The 21441-nt window shown below is 62.9% G+C and carries 15 protein-coding genes and 4 pseudogenes; 10 read left to right on the top strand and 9 right to left on the bottom strand.

Going from position 1 to position 21441, the window contains the following annotated elements; translation table 11 throughout:
• Positions 1–85: 85 nt before the first annotated feature.
• The 6 genes and pseudogenes from H2O14_RS02530 (at position 86) to ilvD (ending at position 9436) form a co-directional block, all read left to right on the top strand.
• A complete protein-coding gene (locus tag H2O14_RS02530; RefSeq protein WP_182826397.1) occupies positions 86–730 on the top strand; it encodes a protein-L-isoaspartate O-methyltransferase in 645 nt (214 codons plus the stop codon).
• A gap of 307 nt (positions 731–1037) precedes the next feature.
• Positions 1038–2366 (top strand): TolC family outer membrane protein, encoded by a 1329-nt coding sequence (locus H2O14_RS02525; RefSeq protein WP_182829249.1) that lies wholly within the window; start codon positions 1038–1040, stop codon positions 2364–2366.
• Positions 2367–2532: 166 nt separating this feature from the next.
• A pseudogene (locus H2O14_RS28365) lies at positions 2533–3334 on the top strand (PopZ family protein).
• 122 nt (positions 3335–3456) lie between these two features.
• A pseudogene (locus tag H2O14_RS02515) lies at positions 3457–6283 on the top strand (valine--tRNA ligase).
• 362 nt (positions 6284–6645) lie between these two features.
• Entirely contained in the window at positions 6646–7440 is a 795-nt protein-coding gene (gene exoR / locus H2O14_RS02510; RefSeq protein WP_182826396.1) for an exopolysaccharide production regulator ExoR, read from the top strand.
• Between the two features lie 154 nt (positions 7441–7594).
• Positions 7595–9436, top strand: a complete 1842-nt coding sequence (ilvD, locus tag H2O14_RS02505; RefSeq protein WP_182826395.1) for a dihydroxy-acid dehydratase — start codon at positions 7595–7597, stop codon at positions 9434–9436.
• A 60-nt stretch (positions 9437–9496) separates the two neighbouring features.
• Here the strand turns inward: ilvD and H2O14_RS02500 are convergent, their stop codons facing one another.
• The 5 genes and pseudogenes from H2O14_RS02500 to H2O14_RS02480 form a co-directional block, all read right to left on the bottom strand.
• The gene (locus tag H2O14_RS02500) at positions 9497–11041 is read right to left on the bottom strand and encodes a M10 family metallopeptidase (protein WP_182826394.1); all 1545 of its coding nucleotides are present in this window, start codon (positions 11039–11041) and stop codon (positions 9497–9499) included.
• 195 nt (positions 11042–11236) lie between these two features.
• Positions 11237–12010, bottom strand: coding sequence for an amino acid ABC transporter ATP-binding protein (locus H2O14_RS02495; protein WP_182826393.1), 774 nt, complete (start codon positions 12008–12010; stop codon positions 11237–11239).
• A 13-nt stretch (positions 12011–12023) separates the two neighbouring features.
• Positions 12024–13181 (bottom strand): amino acid ABC transporter permease, encoded by a 1158-nt coding sequence (locus H2O14_RS02490; RefSeq protein WP_182826392.1) that lies wholly within the window; start codon positions 13179–13181, stop codon positions 12024–12026.
• Between the two features lies 1 nt (position 13182).
• Positions 13183–14375: pseudogene (locus H2O14_RS02485) on the bottom strand (amino acid ABC transporter permease).
• A gap of 94 nt (positions 14376–14469) precedes the next feature.
• A pseudogene (locus H2O14_RS02480) lies at positions 14470–15494 on the bottom strand (amino acid ABC transporter substrate-binding protein).
• Positions 15495–15825: 331 nt separating this feature from the next.
• Between H2O14_RS02480 and H2O14_RS02475 the strand changes: the two are divergent.
• Positions 15826–17010, top strand: coding sequence for a cystathionine beta-lyase (locus H2O14_RS02475; RefSeq protein ID WP_182826391.1), 1185 nt, complete (start codon positions 15826–15828; stop codon positions 17008–17010).
• Positions 17011–17029: 19 nt separating this feature from the next.
• Here the strand turns inward: H2O14_RS02475 and H2O14_RS28720 are convergent, their stop codons facing one another.
• Genes H2O14_RS28720 through H2O14_RS02465 form a run of 3 tightly spaced genes read right to left on the bottom strand, consistent with a single transcriptional unit; the run spans position 17030 to position 18479 of the window.
• A complete protein-coding gene (locus tag H2O14_RS28720) occupies positions 17030–17704 on the bottom strand; it encodes an FAD-dependent monooxygenase (protein ID WP_312858652.1) in 675 nt (224 codons plus the stop codon).
• A 41-nt stretch (positions 17705–17745) separates the two neighbouring features.
• A complete protein-coding gene (locus tag H2O14_RS28715) occupies positions 17746–18183 on the bottom strand; it encodes an FAD-dependent monooxygenase (protein WP_312858537.1) in 438 nt (145 codons plus the stop codon).
• Between the two features lie 50 nt (positions 18184–18233).
• The gene (locus tag H2O14_RS02465) at positions 18234–18479 is read right to left on the bottom strand and encodes a zinc-finger domain-containing protein (protein ID WP_182826390.1); all 246 of its coding nucleotides are present in this window, start codon (positions 18477–18479) and stop codon (positions 18234–18236) included.
• A gap of 124 nt (positions 18480–18603) precedes the next feature.
• On the opposite strand from H2O14_RS02465, the gene H2O14_RS02460 reads away from it, so the two are divergent.
• Complete coding sequence (locus H2O14_RS02460) at positions 18604–19386, top strand: alpha/beta fold hydrolase (RefSeq protein WP_182826389.1); 783 nt, start codon at positions 18604–18606, stop codon at positions 19384–19386.
• 9 nt (positions 19387–19395) lie between these two features.
• On the opposite strand, the gene H2O14_RS02455 is transcribed toward H2O14_RS02460, so the two are convergent.
• On the bottom strand, positions 19396–20190 hold the full coding sequence (locus H2O14_RS02455; RefSeq protein ID WP_182826388.1) for an enoyl-CoA hydratase-related protein: 795 nt from the start codon (positions 20188–20190) through the stop codon (positions 19396–19398).
• A gap of 122 nt (positions 20191–20312) precedes the next feature.
• Here H2O14_RS02455 and cysE point away from each other — a divergent pair, with 122 nt between their 5' ends.
• Positions 20313–21092 carry a serine O-acetyltransferase gene (gene cysE / locus H2O14_RS02450; RefSeq protein WP_246697507.1) on the top strand — a complete coding sequence of 260 codons (780 nt, stop codon included), beginning with the start codon at positions 20313–20315 and terminating at the stop codon, positions 21090–21092.
• A gap of 89 nt (positions 21093–21181) precedes the next feature.
• Entirely contained in the window at positions 21182–21385 is a 204-nt protein-coding gene (locus H2O14_RS02445) for a DUF3126 family protein (protein ID WP_182826386.1), read from the top strand.
• Positions 21386–21441 lie beyond the last annotated feature (56 nt).

The raw sequence follows: 21441 nt of genomic DNA, 5'->3' as shown, positions 1-21441 counted from the left end.
GCCCCGTCTTGAAAGCGCGGCGCAGCCGGACTAAGACCGCTCGCAGGCAAGCGGTTCTTAAAGCTTTACGATGGGGCCTCCGACAATGGATTACGCAGCGCAGCGCGCCAAAATGGTCGACAATCAGATTCGCACGACGGACGTGACGTCCCGGACGGTGCTCGCGGCGTTCCTCGCGATTCCGCGCGAAAAGTTCACGCCTGAGCACCTCAAGGCGCTTTCCTACATCGACACCGATATCAGTGTCGGCGACGGCCGCTTCATGATGGAGCCGTCGCCCCTCGCGAAGATGCTGCAGTTGCTCGATCTGCGCGCCGGCGAGCGCGTGCTCGAGATCGGCGGAGCGAGCGGCTATTCCGCGGCGCTGATGGCGCATATAGGCGCCGTCGTCACGACGGTGGAAGAATCGGCCGTCGCCGCAGATCTCGCCAAGAGCGCTCTCGACGGAGTCGAGAACGTCACGCTGGTCAGCGGCAAGCTGTCCGCCGGCTGTCCGTCCAAGGGACCGTATGACGCGATCTTCGTCAACGGCGCGGTCGAGGAATTGCCGCAGGCGCTGTTCGACCAGCTCAGGGAAGGCGGTCGCCTGGTCGCCGTCATCGGCGAAGGCCTGTCCTCGAGCGCCCGCATGTTCGTGCGCGAAGCAGGCGCGGTGTCGGAGCGCTTCGGCTTCAACACCTCGGTCCGCAAACTGCCGGGTTTCGAAAAGGTTCAGGAATTCGTATTCTGAAGTCTTACTACCCGATGAAAACTTCCAAAGGGCGGCGTTTGTCGCCCTTTTGTTTTTGAGCGGATGCGGAATTGTTGCCGGCTCGCAACGTGTCCACAGATTGAATGTCCTAAATCTTTGTTAATTGGTTGCCGCGGGCGACATCTGTCCGCATAGTGCGGCTCGCGAAGCATGCTTCGCTCGGCGCTCCGGCGGACGACACATGACGTGTCGCGGAAGGCGTCGATAAGAAGGCGACTTGCGCAGGGTGGGTACCGTGTTGAAATTCAGAAAAGCCTTGCTGGCCGCCGTTCTGGCGCCGGCCATCATGGCCATGTCGAGCGCGGCCTGGGCCGAGAGCATTTTCGACGCCATGGCCAAGGCCTATGAAAACAATCCCGACCTCAACGCCGCCCGCGCCGGCCTTCGCGCGACCGACGAAGGCGTGACCATCGCCAAAGCAGGGTGGCGGCCACAGGTCTCGGGCTTCGCGCAGTGGTCGAAAACCCGATACAGCGTCAAGGAACCCACCACCGCCGATCCGGAATTCATCAGCAAATCCGTCGGGCTGACCGTGACGCAGCAGATCTTCGACGGCTTCCAGACGCTCAATCGCGTGCGCGCCGCCGAATCGAACGTCTATTCGGAGCGCGCGAACCTGAAGGCGTCGGAGATCCAGACGCTGCTATCGGCGGCGCAATCCTACGCCAACATCGCTCGCGATCAGGAGATCGTGTCGATCCGCAAGCAGAACCTCGCCTTCCTGCGCGAGCAGGTCAACGCCGCCGACTCGCGACTGGAGGTGGGCGAGGGCACGAGGACCGACGTCAGTCTCGCCCAGGCCGAACTCGCCCAGGCGGAAGGCGCATTGGCGAATGCGGAATTCCAGCTGAAGCAGAGTCGAGCCGTCTATGTGCAGATCGTCGGCGAAACGCCGAGGGCGATCCGCCAGGCGAAGCCGTTGACCAAGACCATGCCCAAATCCATCGACGATGCGGTGGCGGTCGGCTGGAGAGAGCACCCAGCGGTGATCGCGGCGATGTATGCGATCGATTCCGCCGGCTTCCAGGTCAAGACGGCTGAAGGAGCGCTGTTGCCGGGCGTGGTGGTGCAGGGGCAGGTCGCGGCCAATCGCGGCAATTCGGATTTCTCGTCGCTCAACAATTACGACTCCTCCTCGATCACCGCGCGCCTCAACGTGCCGATTTACCAGGGCGGCGCGGAATATGGCGAGATCCGCCAGGCGAAGGAGCGGCTGGGGCAGCAGCAGATCCAGCTCGACTCGGTGCGTCTGGAGGTGCAGCGCACGATCGTTTCGGCCATCGCCCAGTTCGATGCGGCCAAGGCGATGATCGAGGCCGGCAATGTGCAATTGCAGGCGGCGCAACAGGCGCTGGACGGCGTGCTCGAGGAGCGCAAGGTCGGCCAGGCCACGACGCTCGACGTTCTCGACTATCAGGCCCGCGTGCTCAACGCCCGCGAGGGCCTCGCCAGCGCCAATCGCGACGCGGTGGTGGCGAGCTTCGGCGCGGTGGCGGCGATGGGACATCTGACCATCGATACGGTCGGCCTCAAGGTGGCCCGTTACGAGCCGGAAGAACATTACGGCAAGGTCAAGGACAAGTGGTTCGGCCTGCGGACCGTCGACGGACGCTGAGGCGTCGGAAAATTGCGGGAGTTGAACGGTTTTACCTCCGCAACAAATCTGTGCATGATCATAGTTGTTTGATTCGCGGCGGTTTTTTCGATCGCCGCCATGCCTTAATCTGATCGTCGCCATGCGAGAGCGCGGCGAACATGCGGAAAGACAATCGAGGATCACCATGGCTCAGCCGAATGCAGCGCGCGAACCGTCGATGGACGAAATTCTGGCTTCCATCCGCCGGATCATCGAAAGCAACGAGCCGGCCACCGAAGCGCGGCTCGCGGCGCTCGGCGATCTCGATGGTTTCCAGAGCGAAGCGGCCAACGACGACGTCGAAGACGTGCCGCTGACCGTGGACGGCTCCTTCGATGCCTATGAAGGCTCGGCGCATGTTCATGATTCCGCGCCAGCCGCGATGGCCGCGCCGACCGATTATCGCGCCCCGCAGCTGGTGGCCGCCAACGAAGCGACCCCGGCCAAGCCGCAGGCGCCGGAATCGAAATCTCTGTCTCTCGCCGATGTCGCCGCCCGCGTGCGCGCCGCCTCCGAGCGTGGAGCCCCTCTGCGCGAGACCCCGCTCGCCATCCAGCCGCAGCCGACCCCGGTCGTCGAACCGCCCGTTTACGCCAGCGCCATCGCCGTAACGGCGGCCGAGCCGGAGATCGAGGAAGAACCGGCCGTGACCTCCGAGGTCTCCGACCCTGCGCCCGTCGAACAAAAGGCCGAGGCGGGACAAACAAGACGCGCCCTTGGCGGCGATCGCCTCGCTCGTCTCGACCGTCACCGTGGAGAAGGTGGCGCAATCTTTCCAGGATCTTCAATCGGCGTTGGTCGAAGCCGAGCGCCGTTCGCTCGACGAGATCGCGGAGGAAATGCTCAAGCCGATGCTGCAGGAATGGCTCGACGACAATCTGCCGACGCTCGTAGAGCGGTTGGTGCGTGAGGAAATCGAACGGGTCGTGCGCGGTCCGCGTCGCTGATCATTCCTCCCGCGCCAATGCAGGGCCGCTCCAACGGGGCGGCTTTTTGCGTTGTCGCGATTGACTTGCACGCGGCCTTGCCTTTACGGAAAACCGACATTCAGACCAGAAACGGTATCATCATGCTCGAAAAAACCTATGATTCGGCGTCCATCGAACCGAGGATCGCCAAGAAGTGGGAAGAGGCCGACGCCTTCGCCGCCGGCGCCAACGCCAAGCCGGGCGAGGACTCCTTCTGCATTGTGATCCCGCCGCCGAACGTGACCGGCTCGCTGCATATGGGCCACGCGCTCAACAACACGCTGCAGGACATCATGATCCGCTTCGAGCGGATGCGCGGCAAGGACGTGCTCTGGCAGCCGGGCATGGACCATGCCGGCATCGCGACCCAGATGGTGGTCGAGCGCCAGCTCGCCGAGCGCAAGGAGCCCTCGCGCCGGGACATGGGCCGCGACGCCTTCATCGACCGCGTCTGGCAGTGGAAGGGCGAGTCGGGCGGCATGATCTTCAACCAGTTGAAGCGCCTCGGCGCCTCCTGCGACTGGTCGCGCGAACGCTTCACCATGGACGAGGGCCTGTCCGAGGCCGTCCTCGAAGTGTTCGTTCGGCTCTACAAGGAAGGCCTGATCTACAAGGACAAGCGGCTGGTCAACTGGGACCCGAAGCTGCTGACTGCGATCTCCGACCTCGAAGTCGAGCAGGTCGAGATCAAGGGCAATCTCTGGCATTTGCGCTATCCGCTCGAAGATGGGCTGACCTATGACCATCCGGTCGCCTTCGACGAAGACGGCAAGCCGACGGAATGGGAGACGCGCAACTATCTCGTCGTCGCCACGACCCGGCCGGAAACCTATCTCGGCGACACCGGCATCGCCGTTCATCCCTCGGATGTCCGTTATGCCGGTCTGATCGGCAAGAATGTCGTGCTGCCGGGCGTCGGCCGCCGCATCCCGATCGTCGCCGACGAATATCCCGATCCGGAAGCCGGCACGGGCGCGGTGAAGATGACGCCCGCGCATGACTTCAACGACTTCGAGGTGGGAAAACGCGCCGGTCTGCGCATGATCAACATCATGACTGTGGACGGCAAGATCACGCTCGCCGACAATGACGACTTCCTCGAAGACCTGAACCGAACGGATGCGCTCGCTCACCTGATCGCCGAGCTCGACGGCGTCGAGCGCTTCGCCGCCCGCAAGAAGATCGTCGAAATGTTCGAGGGCTGGGAACTGCTCGAGAAGATCGAGCCGCAACGCATATGGTGCCGCATGGCGACCGCGGCGGCGTGCCGATCGAGCCGCGTCTCACCGAACAATGGTATGTCGACGCCGCGACGCTCGCGAAGCCCGCGATCGCCTCAGTGCGCGAAGGCCGGACCAAGTTCGTCCCGAAGAACTGGGAAAAGACCTATTACGAATGGATGGAAAACATCCAGCCCTGGTGCGTGTCGCGCCAGCTGTGGTGGGGTCATCAGATCCCGGCCTGGTATGGTCCCGATGGCACCGTCTTCGTCGAGAAGACCGAGGAAGAGGCGCTGCACGCCGCCATCCAGTATTACATCGCCCATGAAGGCCCGTGGAAGGCCTGGGTCGAGGAAAAGCTCGAAGAGTTGAAGCCGGGGAGATCCTCACCCGCGACGAGGACGTGCTCGACACATGGTTCTCTTCGGCGCTCTGGCCGTTCTCGACGCTCGGTTGGCCCGACAAGACGCCTCAGCTCGACCGCTATTACCAGACCGACGTGCTGGTGACCGGTTTCGACATCATCTTCTTCTGGGTCGCCCGGATGATGATGATGGGCCTGCACTTCATGAAAGATGACGACGGCGCGCCAATCGAGCCGTTCCATACGGTCTATGTGCATGCGCTGGTTCGCGACAAGAACGGCCAGAAGATGTCGAAGTCCAAGGGCAACGTCATCGATCCGCTCAACCTGATCGACGAATATGGCGCCGACGCGCTGCGCTTCACGCTCGCCATCATGGCGGCGCAGGGACGCGACGTGAAGCTCGATCCGGCCCGCATCGCCGGCTACCGCAATTTCGGCACCAAGCTCTGGAACGCCACGCGCTTCGCCGAGATGAACGGCGTCAGCCGCGATCCCGACTTCGCTCCGGAAAAGGCGACGCTGAGCATCAACCGCTGGATCCTGACCGAACTCGCCAAGACGGTGGCCGACGTCACCAGCGGCGTCGAACAGTTCAAGTTCAACGAGGCGGCGGGTTCGCTCTATCGCTTCGTGTGGAATCAGTTCTGCGACTGGTATCTCGAACTGCTGAAGCCGGTGTTTTCCGGCGAGGACGAGGCGGCCAAGAAGGAGGCGCAGGCCTGCGCGGCGTATGTGCTGGAGGAAACCTACAAGCTCCTGCATCCCTTCATGCCGTTCATGACCGAAGAGCTTTGGGAGCATACGGCCAGCCGCGACAGCCTGCTCTGCCATGCCGCATGGCCGGCTCCGACTTTCCGCGACGACACCGCGGCGGAAGAGATCAACTGGCTGGTCGACCTGGTCGGCGGCATCCGTTCGGCGCGGTCCGAAATGAACGTGCCGCCGGGCGCCACTGCGCCGCTGGTGATGGTGGGGGCGAATGCGCTGACCCGCGAGCGCGTTGAGCGCAATGAGGCGGCGCTCAAGCGGCTGGCCCGCATCGAAGCCGTGTCGTTCGCAGATGAGGCGCCCAAGGCGTCGGCGCAGGTCGTCACGGGCGAGGCGATCGCCTGCCTTCCGCTCGGCAGCTTGATCGATCTCGGAGCCGAAAAGGCCCGGCTCGAAAAGGCCCTCGCGAAGACGCAAGGCGAAATCGACCGCATCGCCGCCAAACTGTCGAACGAGAAATTCGTCGCCAACGCCAAGCCGGAACTCGTCGAGGCCGAGCGCGAAAAGCAGGCGGAACTCGAACAGCAGAAGGCGAGCCTGCTCGCGGCGCTGGCGCGGATCTCCGACGCCTAAGCTTCCGAAGCAAAACCAAAGATAATACGCCGCCCTCGGGAAAGTTCCCGAGGGCGGCGTTTCTTTTTCGACATTCCCGTTTTGTGACGATTTGGCAACACTTTTTCGTTATTCTTGCCGTCGCCCGGGAGGTCTGGAAAGCTCGTCCATTTCCTGCCACAAAACGGGCGCTACGAATGTGGCCAGAACAGCGCGGATCTGGTCATTCGCGCAATAAGGTTGGAATGAAGACGTACGCAGAGGACATTCAGTCATGGTTGCCGAACACGGCTGGCGAGGGGAATCGCCAAGACTATGACCCGTGTCCGCGTTTTCCCTTCAGCCGGGCCAACGCAGTCCTCGACGGGACGACCGAGTAAGATATGCTACAGTACGCATTTGCAGGCTTGAAGGGTATGATGATCGGAGCGGCGCTGGCGCTGTGTTCCGGCGGCGGCGCTTGGGCGTTGGATCCCAATTCGGCGGTGTCTCCGGAATCGGGACCGTTCGACCTGTTCAAGTTCGGTTTCAAGTCTTACCAGCAGGGCAACAAGCAGGACGCGGTGGAAGCCTATCGCTACGCGGCGGAAAAGGGCCATACCGGATCTCGCTGGGCCCTGGCCACGATGTATGCCGATGGCGACGGCGTCACGAAGAACGATTTCGAAGCCTTCAAGATGTATTCCGAGATCGCGACCCAGGGCGTGGAGCCCGGCTCGAACGACACCGGCTTTTTCGTCAACGCCCTGATGGCGCTGGCCGAATATTACCAGCGCGGCATCCCGAAGAGTCCGGTCCGTCCGGATCTCAGCCAGGCGCGCCAGCTCTACTTCCAGGCGGCCTCGGCCTTCGGCGACACCGAGGCGCAGTTCCGGCTTGCCAAGATGCTGCTGACGGGCGAGGGCGGCGAGCCCAATATCCGTCAGGCCAAGAAGTGGTTGAACCGGGCCCGCAAGGAGGGCCATATCGGCGCCATGGGCGTGTTCGGCAATGTGCTGTTCCAGGAAGGACAGACGGTCCGCGGACTGGCCTATATGACCGCCGCCCTCGACACCTGCAAGCCGAGCGACCGCGACTGGTTGCAGGCGATGCAGGAGCAGGCCTTCTCCCTGGTCAGCGAGAAGGATCGCCGCAAGGCGATCGAAATGTCCGCCAGCATCGGCCGCTCCACCGAATAAGCGGACGTTTGCCGATCACGGCAATTTGCCGTCGGGCGTACCGCTTCCGCTTGGATCGGTAGTGACTTGCATTTAGAATTGATCTACCAAACGCGCCTGACGACCGGATCGGCTCGCCTCTCGCCGGCGCGCCGTCGCAATCGAGGATTCTTCCATGCCCGTTTATCGTTCGAGAACCACCACCCATGGCCGCAATATGGCGGGCGCGCGCGGTCTTTGGCGCGCCACTGGCATGAAGGACGGCGATTTCGGCAAGCCGATCATCGCGGTGGTCAACTCCTTCACCCAATTCGTGCCCGGCCATGTGCATCTCAAGGATCTCGGCCAGCTGGTGGCCCGCGAGATCGAAGCCGCCGGCGGCGTCGCCAAGGAATTCAACACGATCGCCGTCGATGACGGCATCGCCATGGGCCATGACGGCATGCTCTATTCGCTGCCGTCGCGCGAACTTATCGCCGACAGCGTCGAATATATGGTCAACGCCCATTGCGCCGACGCCATGGTCTGCATCTCCAACTGCGACAAGATCACGCCCGGCATGCTGATGGCGGCGCTCCGGCTCAATATCCCGGCCGTCTTCGTGTCCGGCGGCCCGATGGAAGCCGGCAAGGTGGTGCTGCACGGCAAGAAGCACGCGCTTGACCTGGTCGACGCCATGGTGGCGGCCGCCGACGAAAGCATGTCCGACGAGGACGTCAAGGCGATCGAGCAGAACGCCTGCCCGACCTGCGGCTCCTGCTCGGGCATGTTCACCGCCAATTCGATGAACTGTCTGACGGAAGCGCTCGGCCTGTCGCTGCCTGGCAACGGCTCGACGCTCGCCACCCATTCCGACCGCAAGCGTCTGTTCGTCGAGGCCGGCCACCTGGTGGTCGACATTGCGCGCCGCTATTACGAACAGGACGATGAAAGCGTGCTGCCGCGCAACGTCGCCTCCAAGCAGGCCTTCGAGAACGCCATGGCGCTCGACATCGCCATGGGCGGTTCGACCAACACCGTGCTGCACATTCTCGCCGCCGCCCATGAAGGCAATGTCGATTTCACCATGGACGACATCGACCGCTTGTCGCGCAAGGTGCCATGCCTCTCCAAGGTCGCGCCGGCCAAGAACGACGTGCATATGGAAGACGTTCACCGCGCCGGCGGCATCATGTCGATCCTCGGCGAACTCGACAAGGGCGGGCTGATCAACCGCGATTGCCCGACGGTGCATGCCGCCACGATCGGCGATGCGCTCGACCGTTGGGACATCACCCGCACCAACAGCGAGACCGTGCGCGACTTCTTCAAGGCCGCGCCGGGCGGCGTTCCGACCCAGACCGCCTTCAGCCAGTCGGCCCGTTGGGAAGAGCTGGACATGGACCGTGAAAACGGCGTCATCCGCTCGGTCGAGCATCCCTTCTCCAAGGATGGCGGCCTGGCCGTCCTGAAGGGCAACCTGGCGCTGGACGGCTGCATCGTGAAGACGGCGGGCGTCGACGAATCGATCCTGAAATTCTCGGGCCCCGCGAAGGTCTATGAAAGCCAGGATGCGGCTGTGAAGGCGATCCTTTCCAACGAGGTGAAGGCCGGCGACGTCGTGGTCATCCGCTACGAAGGCCCCAAGGGCGGCCCCGGAATGCAGGAAATGCTCTATCCGACCAGCTATCTGAAGTCGAAGGGTCTGGGCAAGGCTTGCGCGCTCATCACCGACGGCCGCTTCTCCGGCGGCACCTCCGGCCTGTCGATCGGCCATGCGTCGCCCGAAGCGGCCAATGGCGGCGCGATCGGTCTGGTGCGCGAAGGCGACATGATCGATATCGACATTCCCAACCGCACGATCGAACTGCGTGTTTCCGAAGACGTGCTCGCCACGCGCCGCGCGGAACAGGACGCCAAGGGCTGGAAGCCGGAGCATCCGCGCAAGCGCAACGTGACCACTGCGCTCAAGGCTTACGCGGCCTTCGCCACCAGCGCCGACAAGGGCGCAGTGCGCGATCTCGGCCAGTTCGGCTGAGACGATTACAATCGACTGCAAAAAGCGCGCGGCGGAAACGTCGCGCGCTTTTTTGTCGGGTCAGGCCACCAGCAGAAAGTCGCTTGCATCGATGACGGCGAGCTTGATGTTGGCGAGCGTGACGGTCTGGTCGGTATCGATGGTCAACACCACGTTGGACCCGACCTGTTTGGCCAAGGCGACGACCTGGGACGTCGAGCCGTATGAGAAACCGTCGAGCTCCAGCTTGTCGAAGCCGTTTTGGAAATCGGTGATCCTGTCGAGGCCGTCATTGTCTTCGAAGACGAAAGTGTCGGCATCGGTTCCGCCCGTCAGCGTGTCGGCGTCGACGCCGCCGTCGATCCGGTCCGTTCCGGTTCCGCCATTGACGATATCGATGCCGGCGCCGGAAGAGATCGTGTCGTTGCCGGTCCCGCCGACCAGATTGTCCTTGCCGCCGTCGGACGCGATGGTGTCGTTGCCTGCGCCGCCATCGGCGCGATTGGCGCCGTCGCCCAGATAGAGCCGGTCGTCGCCATTGCCGCCGAGCAGCTGGTCATCGCCGGTGAGGCCGTAGAGCGTGTCGTTGCCGTCATTGCCGGTCAGCACATTCTTGGCTTCGTTGCCATAGATGGTGTCGGCGCCGGATCCGCCGATGGCGTTCTCGATCAGCGACGCGGTGTTGTTGTTGAACATCAGCGCGTTGTAGATGTTGCCGCTGGCGGAATGGCCATTGCCGAGGCTCGCCAGCTGCGACGAATTGAACGTCGAATGACCGCCGGCGCGCAGGTCGATCGACAGACTGGTCGTGTAGGACTTGAGGTCATAGGTATCCGTGCCGCCGCCGTCCCAGATGGTGGCGAAGATCTGCGACCCGCCGGCGTCGACGCCGACTTTGCCGTTGACATAGGTGTCGCCGTCCGCCGCCGACCATTTGTAGGTCGTATTCGTCTTGTTGGTCGTATAGTCGGCGCCATACATCTTCTGCAGCGCCGCGATATCCGCCATCATATAGGTCTGCGGCGCCGACCACTGCGAATATGTGTAGCCGCTTGTATCGCCGCCGGTATAGGTGCGGTAGGTCATCACGCTGTATTCGAGCGAATCGTAGTCTGCGGGCAGGGCGGCGAAATTGCCTTCAGACTCATGGCCGTGCTTGAGGCCCAGCGCATGGCCGATCTCGTGCAGCACGGTGTGCCAGGCGTAATTTCCGGCCTGCGCATTGGTGTAGTCGTAATTGCGTCCGAACCACATGTCGCCGGCCTGGGCGTAGTTGCCGGGCATATAGGCGTAGGCGGTCGATGGAGCGTCCGACTGGGCGAAACGCAGCGTGGCCGAGGTGGTCGCCGCCGAAGAGAAGGTCGCGTTGGTGAAGCCTTCGATCGAAAAGCCGTCATTGGCCGCCGTTCCGAAAGACTGTTCGACGGCGAAGAGCGCGGCGTTCTTCTGCTGCGTGGTCGCTGCGGCGAAGTTCCGGCTCGATTCGGTCGTGTAGCTATAGTCGGCCGCCTTGGTGGGAAAGGCGTAGGTGATCGCGCCGCTCCAAGCATAGCCGTAGAGCACGCCGTCGATCATGGAATTGCCCGTCGCGGAAACCGCAGTAATGGTCTTTGCTGTCCCTGTCATCTTGTTATCCCCTTATGACGGCGCTGGCCTGCCGCGATGATTTCGGAGAGTGACACAGGGTATTTGCGATCGCGCTAATGGACGAGGTTAAATATCCGAGGCTGAAACGGGACGAATCTTATTCATCCGCAATACGGGCTCTACAAACGAAAAGAGCCGGCTGATCGCCGGCTCTCCGAGACTATCGTCGGCTGTTCAGTGCAGGATCTGGCTCAGGAACAGCTTGGTGCGCTCATGCTGCGGATTGTCGAAGAAGGCGCCCGGCTCGTTCTGCTCGACGATCTGGCCCTGGTCCATGAAGATCACCCGGTTGGCGACCTGGCGGGCGAAGCCCATTTCATGGGTGACGCAGAGCATGGTCATGCCCTCTTCAGCGAGGCCGACCATGGTGTCGAGCACTTCCTTGACCATTTCCGGATCGAGCGCCGAGGTCGGCTCGTCGAACAGCATGATCTTGGGCTTCATGCACAGCGCCCGCGCAATGGCGACGCGCTGTTGCTGGCCGCCCGACAGCTGGCCCGGATATTTATGCGCCTGATCGGGGATCTTGACGCGGGTGAGGAAATGCATGGCCACTTCCTCGGCCTGCTTCTTGGGCATCTTGCGCACCCAGATCGGCGCGAGCGTGCAGTTTTCCAGGATCGTCAGATGCGGGAACAGGTTGAAGTGCTGGAAAACCATGCCGACTTCGCGGCGCACTTCGTCGATGCGCTTGAGGTCGTTGGTCAGTTCGATGCCGTCGACGACGATGGTGCCCTTCTGGTGCTCCTCCAGACGGTTGATGCAGCGGATCATCGTCGATTTGCCGGAGCCGGAGGGACCGGCGATGACGATGCGCTCGCCCTTCATGACCTTGAGGTTGATGTCGCGGAGAACGTGGAATTCGCCATACCACTTGTTCATGCCGATCAGTTCGACGGCGACATCGGTCGAGGACACGTTCAGTTTCTGTGCGGCGTCGGTTGCCATTGTGTTTTCCCCTTTATCTCTTGTGCCCAGTATCGAGACGGCGCTCGATGAAACTGGAATAACGCGACATGCCGAAGCAGAACAGCCAGAACACGAAGCCGGCGAAGATCAGGCCCGTGAGCGGCGTCACCGGCGTCAGCCAGGTCGTGTCGCCGAAACTGTTCTTCACCACGCCGAGCAGGTCGAACATATTGATGATCGACACCAGCGACGTGTCCTTGAACATGCCGATGAAGGTGTTGACGATGCCGGGAATGACCAGCTTGATCGCCTGCGGCATGATGATGAAGGTGATCTTCTGGAAATAGTTCAGCCCCAGCGAATCCGCGCCTTCATACTGTCCCTTCGGAATGGCCTGCAAGCCGCCGCGGATGACTTCCGCCATATAGGCCGAGGCGAAGATCGACACGCCGATCAGGGCGCGCAGGAACTTGTCCATCGGAGTATCGCCCGGCTCGAGGAACAGCGGCAGCAGCACGCTGGCCATGAACAGGACGGTGATCAGCGGCACGCCGCGGATCAGTTCGATGAAGGCGACGCAGAAGCCCTTGACGATCGGCAGCGTCGAACGACGACCGAGCGCCAGGAGGATGCCGACCGGCAGCGACACGACGATGCCGACGAAGGACAGGATCAGCGTGACCATCAGGCCGCCCCAGCGGGCCGTTTCGACATGGGTCAGGCCGAACCAGCCGCCGAGCAGCAGCACATAGGCGACGATCGGCAGCACGACGAGCAGCGCGATCGCGTTCCAGCCCTTGAAAGGAACCTTCGGGATCAGGAACGGAACCAGCAGGCCGACGAACAGGATGGCGACCAGGATCGGCCGCCACAGCAGGTCGCGCGGATAGGATCCGACCATGAACTGCGTGAAGTAGTTGCCGACATAGGCCCAGCAGGCGCCGGACCAGCCTTCGGGCTGGATGCCGCCCTGGGCGGGCGTGGCGCAGACGGTGCGGTCCGATCCGGTCCATACCGCCTGGATCACCAGCCAGTTGACCGCGTGATAGAGGAACCAGACGACGAGCGCGCCGAAAGCGACGGTCAAAAGCGAATCCAACGGCGTCGCAAACAGGTTGCGGCGCACCCAGCCGGCTGACGTCGCCTCGCCCGCAGGCGGCTTGTCCGGCGTGAGGAACGTCTGGCGGACGTAAGCGTAATCGTTTGCCATCTCAGCGCTCCACCAATGCCATCTTCGCGTTGAACCAGTTCATGAACAGCGAGGTGATCAGACTGATCGACACATACATCACCATCCAGATCGCGATGATCTCGATCGAACGGCCCGACTGGTTGAGGATCGTTCCGCCCACCGCCACGAGATCGGCGTAACCGACGGCGATGGCGAGCGACGAGTTCTTGGTGAGGTTGAGATATTGCGAGGTGAGCGGCGGAATGATGATCCTGAGCGCTTGCGGCAGGACGACCAGCCGCGTCGTCAGGCCATGGCGGATGCCGAGGGCCTCCGCCGCCTCGCTCTGACCCTTCGGCACGCCGCGAATGCCGGCACGGACGATCTCGGCGATGAAGGACGCCGTGTAGAAGGACAGCGCCAGATAGAGCGACAGAAATTCCGGGCCGACCACCATGCCGCCGTTCAGATTGAACTTGCCGAGCACCGGCGTATCGAAGCTCAGCGGCGCGCCGAGCGCGATAAAGGCCAGCAGGGGCAGGCCGATCACCGAGGCCAGACCGATGGTGATGGTGGGATATTGCTTGCCCGTCGCCATCTGCTTCGCATTGGCCCAGCGGCTGAAGCCGAAGGCCAGCGCTATGCCGAGCAAAAGCGCGACGATGATCAGGCTCGAACCATCCCCGAACATCGGCGCGGGCATGAAGACGCCGCGATTGTTGAGATAGACCGAAAACGGCAGTTCGAACGATTCCTTCACCCCGGGCAGAATGTCGAGAACCAGCTTGTACCAGAAGAAGATGACCAGCAGCGGCGGAATATTGCGGAAAAACTCGACGTAAACCGTGCAGAGCCGAGCGATCAACCAGTTGTGGGACAACCGGCCGACACCGACCAGCAGGCCGAGGATCGACGCCGTAATTATGCCAAAAAGGCGACGACAAGCGTATTGACCAGGCCGACGAGCAGAGCGCGGAAATAGGTGGAATCGCTGGTGTAGGCGATCAGGCTCTGTCCGACGTCGAAGCCGGCGCGGTTGCCGAGAAAGTCGAAGCCCGCCGTCATATTGGCGCGAGCCAGGTTTTCCGCCGCGTTGGTGACGGCGGTGTAGATGAAAGCGATGACGACGATCACCGTCACCGCCTGATAGACGTAACCGCGGACTTCCGGGTTATATAAAAGTGATTGCGACGGACGGTCGTCCGCGACGCGCGTTGCGGCGTCTGCTGCCATGCATTTTCCCCGTTTTTCGCCGCTCTCTTAAGAGAGCTTATTCAGATATGTTCTAGGCGAAATCGGGAGGCGGCGCGCCTCCCGGAGCATCGGTTTAGCGGATCGGCGGAGCGTATTGCAGGCCGCCCTTCGACCACAGGGCGTTCAGGCCGCGCGCGATCTTGAGGTTGGAGCCCTGGCCGACATTGCGCTCGAAGGATTCGCCGTAATTGCCGACGGCCTTGAGCACGTTGTAGGCCCACTTCTCGTCGAGACCCAGATCCTTGCCGATCGTCTGGTCTTTTCTTCGCCGAGGAAGCGCTTGATGTCCGGATTGGTGGACTTCGTCATCTCGTCGAGATTGGCCTGGGTAATGCCGAATTCCTCGCCGGTGACCATGGCGAAGTGGACGTAGGAGACGACGTCGAACCACTTGGAGTCGTTCTGGCGCACGGCCGGGCCGAGCGGCTCCTTGGAAATGATTTCCGGAAGGATGACGTGATCGGCCGGGTTGGCGAGCGACAGGCGGATCGAATACAGGCCCGACTGGTCGGTGGTGTAGACGTCGCAACGGCCGGCGTTATAGGCGGCGTCGACTTCTTCCTGCTTCTCGAACACCACCGGCTTGTATTCCAGCTTGTTGGCGCGGAAATAGTCGGCGAGGTTGAGTTCGGTGGTGGTGCCGGACTGGACGCAGACGGCGGCGCCGGACAGTTCCAGCGCGCTCTTCACGCCGATGTCCTTGCGCACCATGAAGCCCTGGCCGTCGTAATAATTGACGGCGCGGAAGTCGAAGCCCAACTGCGAGTCACGGCTGGCGGTCCAGGTGGTGTTGCGGGCCAGCACGTCGATTTCGCCGGACTGCAGGGCCGGGAAGCGGTCCTTCGCGGACAGGGCGGTGAACTTCACCTTGGTGGCGTCGCCGAACACGGCGGCGGCGATGCCGCGGCAATAATCGACGTCGAAGCCGGTGAAATTGCCGCTGGCGTCCTGCGAGCCGAAGCCGGCCAAGTTGGCGTTGACGCCGCACTGGACGAAGCCCTTGGCTTTGACGTCATCGAGCGTTCCCGCCTGAGAAGCGGCGGCGCCGAGCGCCACGATCGCTGCTCCGAGGACGCCGGTCAAAAGCTGTTTCGTCATGTTACGTACCTTCTTGTTTGTTGTTTCCCCGCCGTTTCTCGCCAGGGCGAAAACGGTCGTCCATCGGTTTCCCTTTCCGGTGGACGTCGCTCTAAGACAATCGTAAACGCTGCGTTAGTCAAGTGTTGCCGAGGCTTTTGCGTATATTTGTGCCAGAACCTCCGAGTTTGCGGAAAAATGTGCAGATCCGGACCTAAAAAAGAGGCCAAAAGGCGAATTTTTTTGCGTTTTCTGGCTGGTATGGAAATAAGCCGCGAAAAGACGAGGCGCCGTGCTTGACCGAAAAGCCCGGCCTGTGGAAATCCGGCTTTGACAGTGATGGAGAAAGAGCATGGTCAAGAACGTCGGCGAGGATGAATTGGGCGTCAATACGCGGCTCGCCCATCAGGGTTACAGCCCGCGCGATTATCACGGATTCGTCAATCCGCCCGTCGTTCACGCCTCCACCGTGCTGTTTCCCGACGCCAGGACGCTGGAGACCAGCGGCCAGCCTTATACCTACGGCACCCATGGCACGCCGACGACGGACGCCCTCTGCGCGGCGTTGAACGAGCTCGAGGGGTCGGCCGGCACGATCCTGTTGCCGTCCGGTCTCGCGGCGATCACGGTGCCGTTCCTCGCCGTGCTCAGGCCCGGCGATCACATCCTCGTGGTCGATTCCGTCTATTTCCCGACGCGGCGCTTCTGCGGGACCATTCTGGCGCGCATGGGCGTCGAGACGGAATATTACGATCCCGAGATCGGCGCCGGCATATCCGACCTGATCCGCCCCAATACGCGTCTGGTTCATCTCGAGGCGCCCGGCTCCAACACATTCGAGATGCAGGATGTGCGCGTCATCGCCGATGCCGCCCATGCCGCGGGCGCCATCGTGTCGATGGACAACACCTGGGCGACGCCGCTTTATTTCAAGCCGCTGGATTTCGGGGTCGACATTTCCATCCACGCCGCCACCAAATATCCGTCCGGTCATTCCGACGTGCTGATGGGCACGGTGTCGGCCAATGACCAATGGTGGCCGGCGATCGACGAGATGAACATGGTGATGGGGCTCTGCGTCGGCGGCGACGACGCCTATCAGATCCTGCGCGGCCTTCGCACCATGGGCGTCAGGCTGGAGCGTCACCAGGAAAGCGCCCTGAAAGTCGCGCAATGGCTGGAGGCGCGCGACGACGTCGCCTCCGTGCTGCATCCGGCGCTGCCGAGCTTTCCGGGTCACGCCATCTGGAAGCGGGATTTCAAGGGCGCGTCCGGGGTGTTTTCCTTCGTGCTGAAGTCCGAGGCGACCAAGGCCCGGGAGAGGGCGCACGCCTTTCTCGACACGCTGAAACTGTTCGGCCTGGGCTATTCCTGGGGCGGGTATGAGAGCCTGGCGGTGCCGGTCAATCTCGGCGATCGCAAGATCCGCAAGGCGCCGGATGGAGGCGCGCTCATCCGCCTGCAGATCGGCCTCGAGGATGTCGCCGATCTCCAGCGCGATCTGGAGAACGGCTTCCGCGCCGCTTCAGGTCTCTGAATGAGCGGGAGCCGGGCGATCAGCCCGGCGCCTTGTACCCGTAGAGCCAGTCGAGATCGGCGGCCACGCTTTCCGGCTTGCGCAGTCTCAGCACCATGTCGCGGGCGACGCGGACCGGACCGCGGGCGTGATAGGCGAATTTGTTGAAGGCCCCGCGCGACCGGACGCGCGCGACGCGCGCCTGCCGGCTGCGTTCGAAGAAGGCGAGCGCGTCGGCGAGGTCGACATTCGCCGAGGCGACGCCCGCCAGTTCATAGGCGTCCTCGATCGCCATCGCCGCGCCTTGCGCCGCAAAGGGCGTCATCGCATGCGCGGCGTCGCCGATCAGCACCTTGTCCTGGCCATCGGTCCAGCGGCCGTCGGAGACCCCGAACAGCGGCCACCAGGTGGGTTTCGGCGCATAGGAAAGCAGCGTCCGGATATCCCTGTGCCATCCGGCGAATTGCGTCGTCATTTCGTTGCGATGGGTGGGATTGCAGTCGGCGGCCCAGGTCTCGCCCGGATTTGCGCCGCTCGACAGGGCGACGACGTTGAAAGCGCCGGCGTCGCGCAGCGGATAGGCGACGATATGGGCGCGCGGGCCGACGAAGGCGGTCACGTTGCGCGGATTGAGAAAGGACGGCGCGTCCTTTTCCGGAATGATGAAGCGCCAGGCGACCATGCCGGAAAATTCCGGCTTGCCGGCGGCGGGAATCGCGGCGCGAAATCGCGACCAGACGCCATCGGCGCCGATGGTCAGATCGGGGCGCCGCCCAAGGCCCGAGCCAGCGTCTCGGGCGTGTCGTAGCCCGCCGACAGGCGCAGATCCACCAAAGGCTCGCTTTCCACCGCCTCGAGCAGCATTTTCTGCAGCGTCGCGCGGTGAATGGCGGCATAGGGCGAGCCCCATCGGCTGGCGGCCAGCTGCTTGGCCGAAATCGCGGTGAGCGGCGCGAGCGTCGAGCCGGACACCAGACAGATATTGTCTGGCTCGCGCCAGACCGGGCGCAATTTTTCTTCGAGGCCGAGTTGGCCGAGAATGTAAGTGGCGTTGGGGGAGAGCTGGAGCCCGGCGCCGACTTCCTGAAGACGGGAGGCTTTTTCGACAACCACGGAAGAGACGCCCTTACGCGCGAAGGCGAGGGCGCTCACAAGTCCAGCGATGCCGGCGCCGACGATAGCGACGGTTTTCATTGTTTCTGATGATCCTGTCTTCGCATCCCAGAAGCGGACGCGATAAAGCGTTACGCAGCGCGCTCGATATAGACGCAACCGGCCGGATTGGACTGGTTGGCCTTGAGCGACGGGTCGTAGCGATACATGGTCGAGCAATAGGGACAGATCTTCTCGTTCTCGTCGCCCATGTCGATGAAGATATGCGGATGGTCATACGGCGCGGACGCGCCGGTGCACATGAATTCCTTGACCCCGATATTGATCGTCTTGTATCCGCCGTCATTCTGGAAGTGCGGAATGCTGTGCCCAGCCATGCATGTCTCCGAAGGCAATTTTATGTCGTGCTGCAACATAAACGTTCGGACGGCAAATGTGTAGGGTCAAAAAGCCGCAACAGGCCCGAAGGGGCATAAAATTCAAGCCGAGACAAAGCCCGTCATGCACCAGACCATTCCCGATTTCTCCCGCTTCCGTCACTCCGATCTGGACTTCGCCTATTTCGATGTCGGTCCCCGCGACGCGGCGCCCGTGCTGCTGATCCACGGTTTCGCCTCCTCGGCGCTGGTCAATTGGGTTCATCCCGGGTGGGTTCAAACGCTTCTCAAGGCCGGCAGGCGGGTGATCGCCATCGACAATCGCGGCCATGGCGCCAGCGCCAAGCCGCATGATCCCGCCGCCTATCATCCGACCTTGATGGCGGACGATTCGGCGGCGCTGCTCGATCATCTCGAAATTCCCGAAGCCGATGTGATGGGGTACTCGATGGGCGCGCGGATTTCGAGTTTCCTGGCGCTCAACCATCCCGAACGGGTGCGGTCGCTGGTCTGGGGCGGGCTCGGCTACGGTCTCGTCGAGGGCGTCGGAGACTGGGATCCGATCGCGGAGGCCCTGCTTGCGCCCTCGCTCGACGACGTCACCCATGAACGCGGCCGGATGTTCCGCGCCTTCGCCGACAAGACCGGCAGCGACCGCGTCGCGCTTGCCGCCTGCATCTCGTCCAACCGCGTGCTGGTCACGGAAGCGGAGGTGGCCCGCCTTCTCCAGCCGGTGCTGATCGCGGTCGGCACGAAGGACGACATCGCCGGCGATCCGCACAGGCTCGCCTCGCTCCTGCCCGACGGCCGCGCCATCGACATTCCCGGACGCGACCACATGCTGGCCGTCGGCGACCGTGTGTTCAAGCAGGCGGCGCTGGATTTCTATCGGGATCTCGACCACTGAGGCGCCGCCTCAACGGCCGGTGAAGACGGGACGGCGTTTTTCCGCGAAGGCGCGTCGTCCTTCGGCGTAATCCTCGCTCTCGAACGTGGAGGCGCCGAGAGCGTCCGCCTCGCGCTCGAGTCCGGCGTCGTCCTCCGCTGCCGCGCGCAAGGCCAGTTTGGCGGCGCGGATCGACAGGGGCGCATTGGCGACGATGCTTTCGGCCAGCGATTCGGCCGCAGCCTCGAGCGCAGCGAGATCCGGATGGACGGAGAGGAGAAAGCCTGCGGCCAGCATGTCCGCGGCGCTGTTGGTTTGTCCGGTGAACAGCAGTCGCCGCGCCTGCTGCTGCCCCAGCGCGAGCGCGATGTCGCGCATCGCCGACGCCGGATAGGCGAGCCCGAGCCGCGCGGGCGGCACGGAGAAACGGGCGTCTTCCGTCGCCAAGCGAAGATCGGCGGCTGCTGCCAGGCCGAAGCCGCCGCCATGGCAGGCGCCAGAAATCAGCGCCACGACCGGGATCGGCGATTGACGCACCGCATCGAAGGCGGCGACATTGACGTTCTCGTAGCGACGGGCGCTTTCCGCGTCCTTCCTGACGTCGGCAAACTCCGAAATATCGGCGCCGGCGGAGAAATGCGCGCCTTCGCCGGCGAGCAGGATCACGCGGGCGTCACGGTGAACCGCCGAGGCGAAGGCCTCCGGAACCGCCCGCCACATGGCCAGGGTCAGGGCGTTGAGCCGGGCCGGTTGGGCGATGCGCAGATGCGCCACGCCGGCGTCGATTCCGAGGCGGATTTTACCCTCTGCAAACTGCAATTCCATTCCACCCGGCCCCCATTTCAATAGACGCGGAGATGACCTATATTGCTGGCATTGAGGAAGCTCAAGGAGAGCCTGAAGTGGCCGCCACATCCGAATTCCGAGCCAACGACTCGGTCAAGAGCATGGACCCGATCTGGGACGCGCTGCGCCAGGAGGCGCGGTTCGCGGCCGAGAATGATCCGGTCCTCGGCACGTTTCTCTATTCGACGATCATCAATCACAAGACGCTCGAAGATTGCGTGATCTACCGCATCAGCGAGCGATTGGATCACGCCGACATTCCTTCGGTGCTGTTGCGCGCCGCCTTCGAGGAAATGCTTACGGATTGGCCGGAATGGTCGCGCATCATTCGCGTCGACATCCAGGCCTATTACGACCGCGATCCGGTCTGCACGCGGTTCATCGAGCCTGTTCTCTATTTCAAGGGCTTCCACGCCATCCAGACCCATCGGCTGGCGCATTGGCTGATGAAGAAAGGCCGCAAGGATTTTGCGCTTTATCTGCAGAGCCGGTCTTCCAGCGTGTTCCAGACCGACATCAATCCGGCAGCCCGGATCGGCAAGGGTTTCTTCCTCGATCACGCTACCGGCCTCGTGGTCGGCGAAACGGCCGTCATCGGCGACAACGTCTCGATCCTGCAGGGCGTGACGCTCGGCGGCACCGGCAAGGAAAGCGGCGACCGCCATCCCAAGGTCTCCGACGGCGTCCTGATCGGGGCCGGCGCCAAGGTGCTCGGCAACATCCAGATCGGCCATTGCTCGCGCATCGCCGCGGGTTCTGTGGTGCTGAAGCCCGTTCCGCCGAAGACAACCGTGGCCGGGGTGCCGGCGCGGGTGATCGGCGAAGCCGGCTGCTCGGAACCCTCGCGCTCCATGGATCATCTGCTGACCAGTTTCGAATAAAGCCGTGACAAGGCGACCGTCTCGCTTGCGGCTCACGCCATGGCGTGGCACAAGCGCGACGATCCGATCGCGAATATGGAGCAAGAGCTTTGAAAGCTGAAGAACTCAAGAAACTCGACGCCTATTTCAAGAAGACCCTGAACCCGGCGATCACGGTCAAGGCTCGTCCGCGCAAGGACGACTCGGCCGAAGTCTATATGGGCGATGAATTCCTGGGCGTGGTCTACAAGGACGACGAGGACGGCGACCTGTCCTACAATTTCTCCATGGCGATCCTCGACGTCGATCTCTGATCTCAGCCTGAACACGCTTTCCACAGCGAGCCCGCGCCGCCGATCTGGCCGGCGCG

The sequence above is a fragment of the Rhizobium sp. G21 genome (genome assembly GCF_014158035.1).
Classification (GTDB): Bacteria; Pseudomonadota; Alphaproteobacteria; order Rhizobiales; family Rhizobiaceae; genus Rhizobium_E.
Note: the sequence above shows the minus strand (reverse complement) of the source record. Positions and strands in the feature narration are given on the sequence as shown.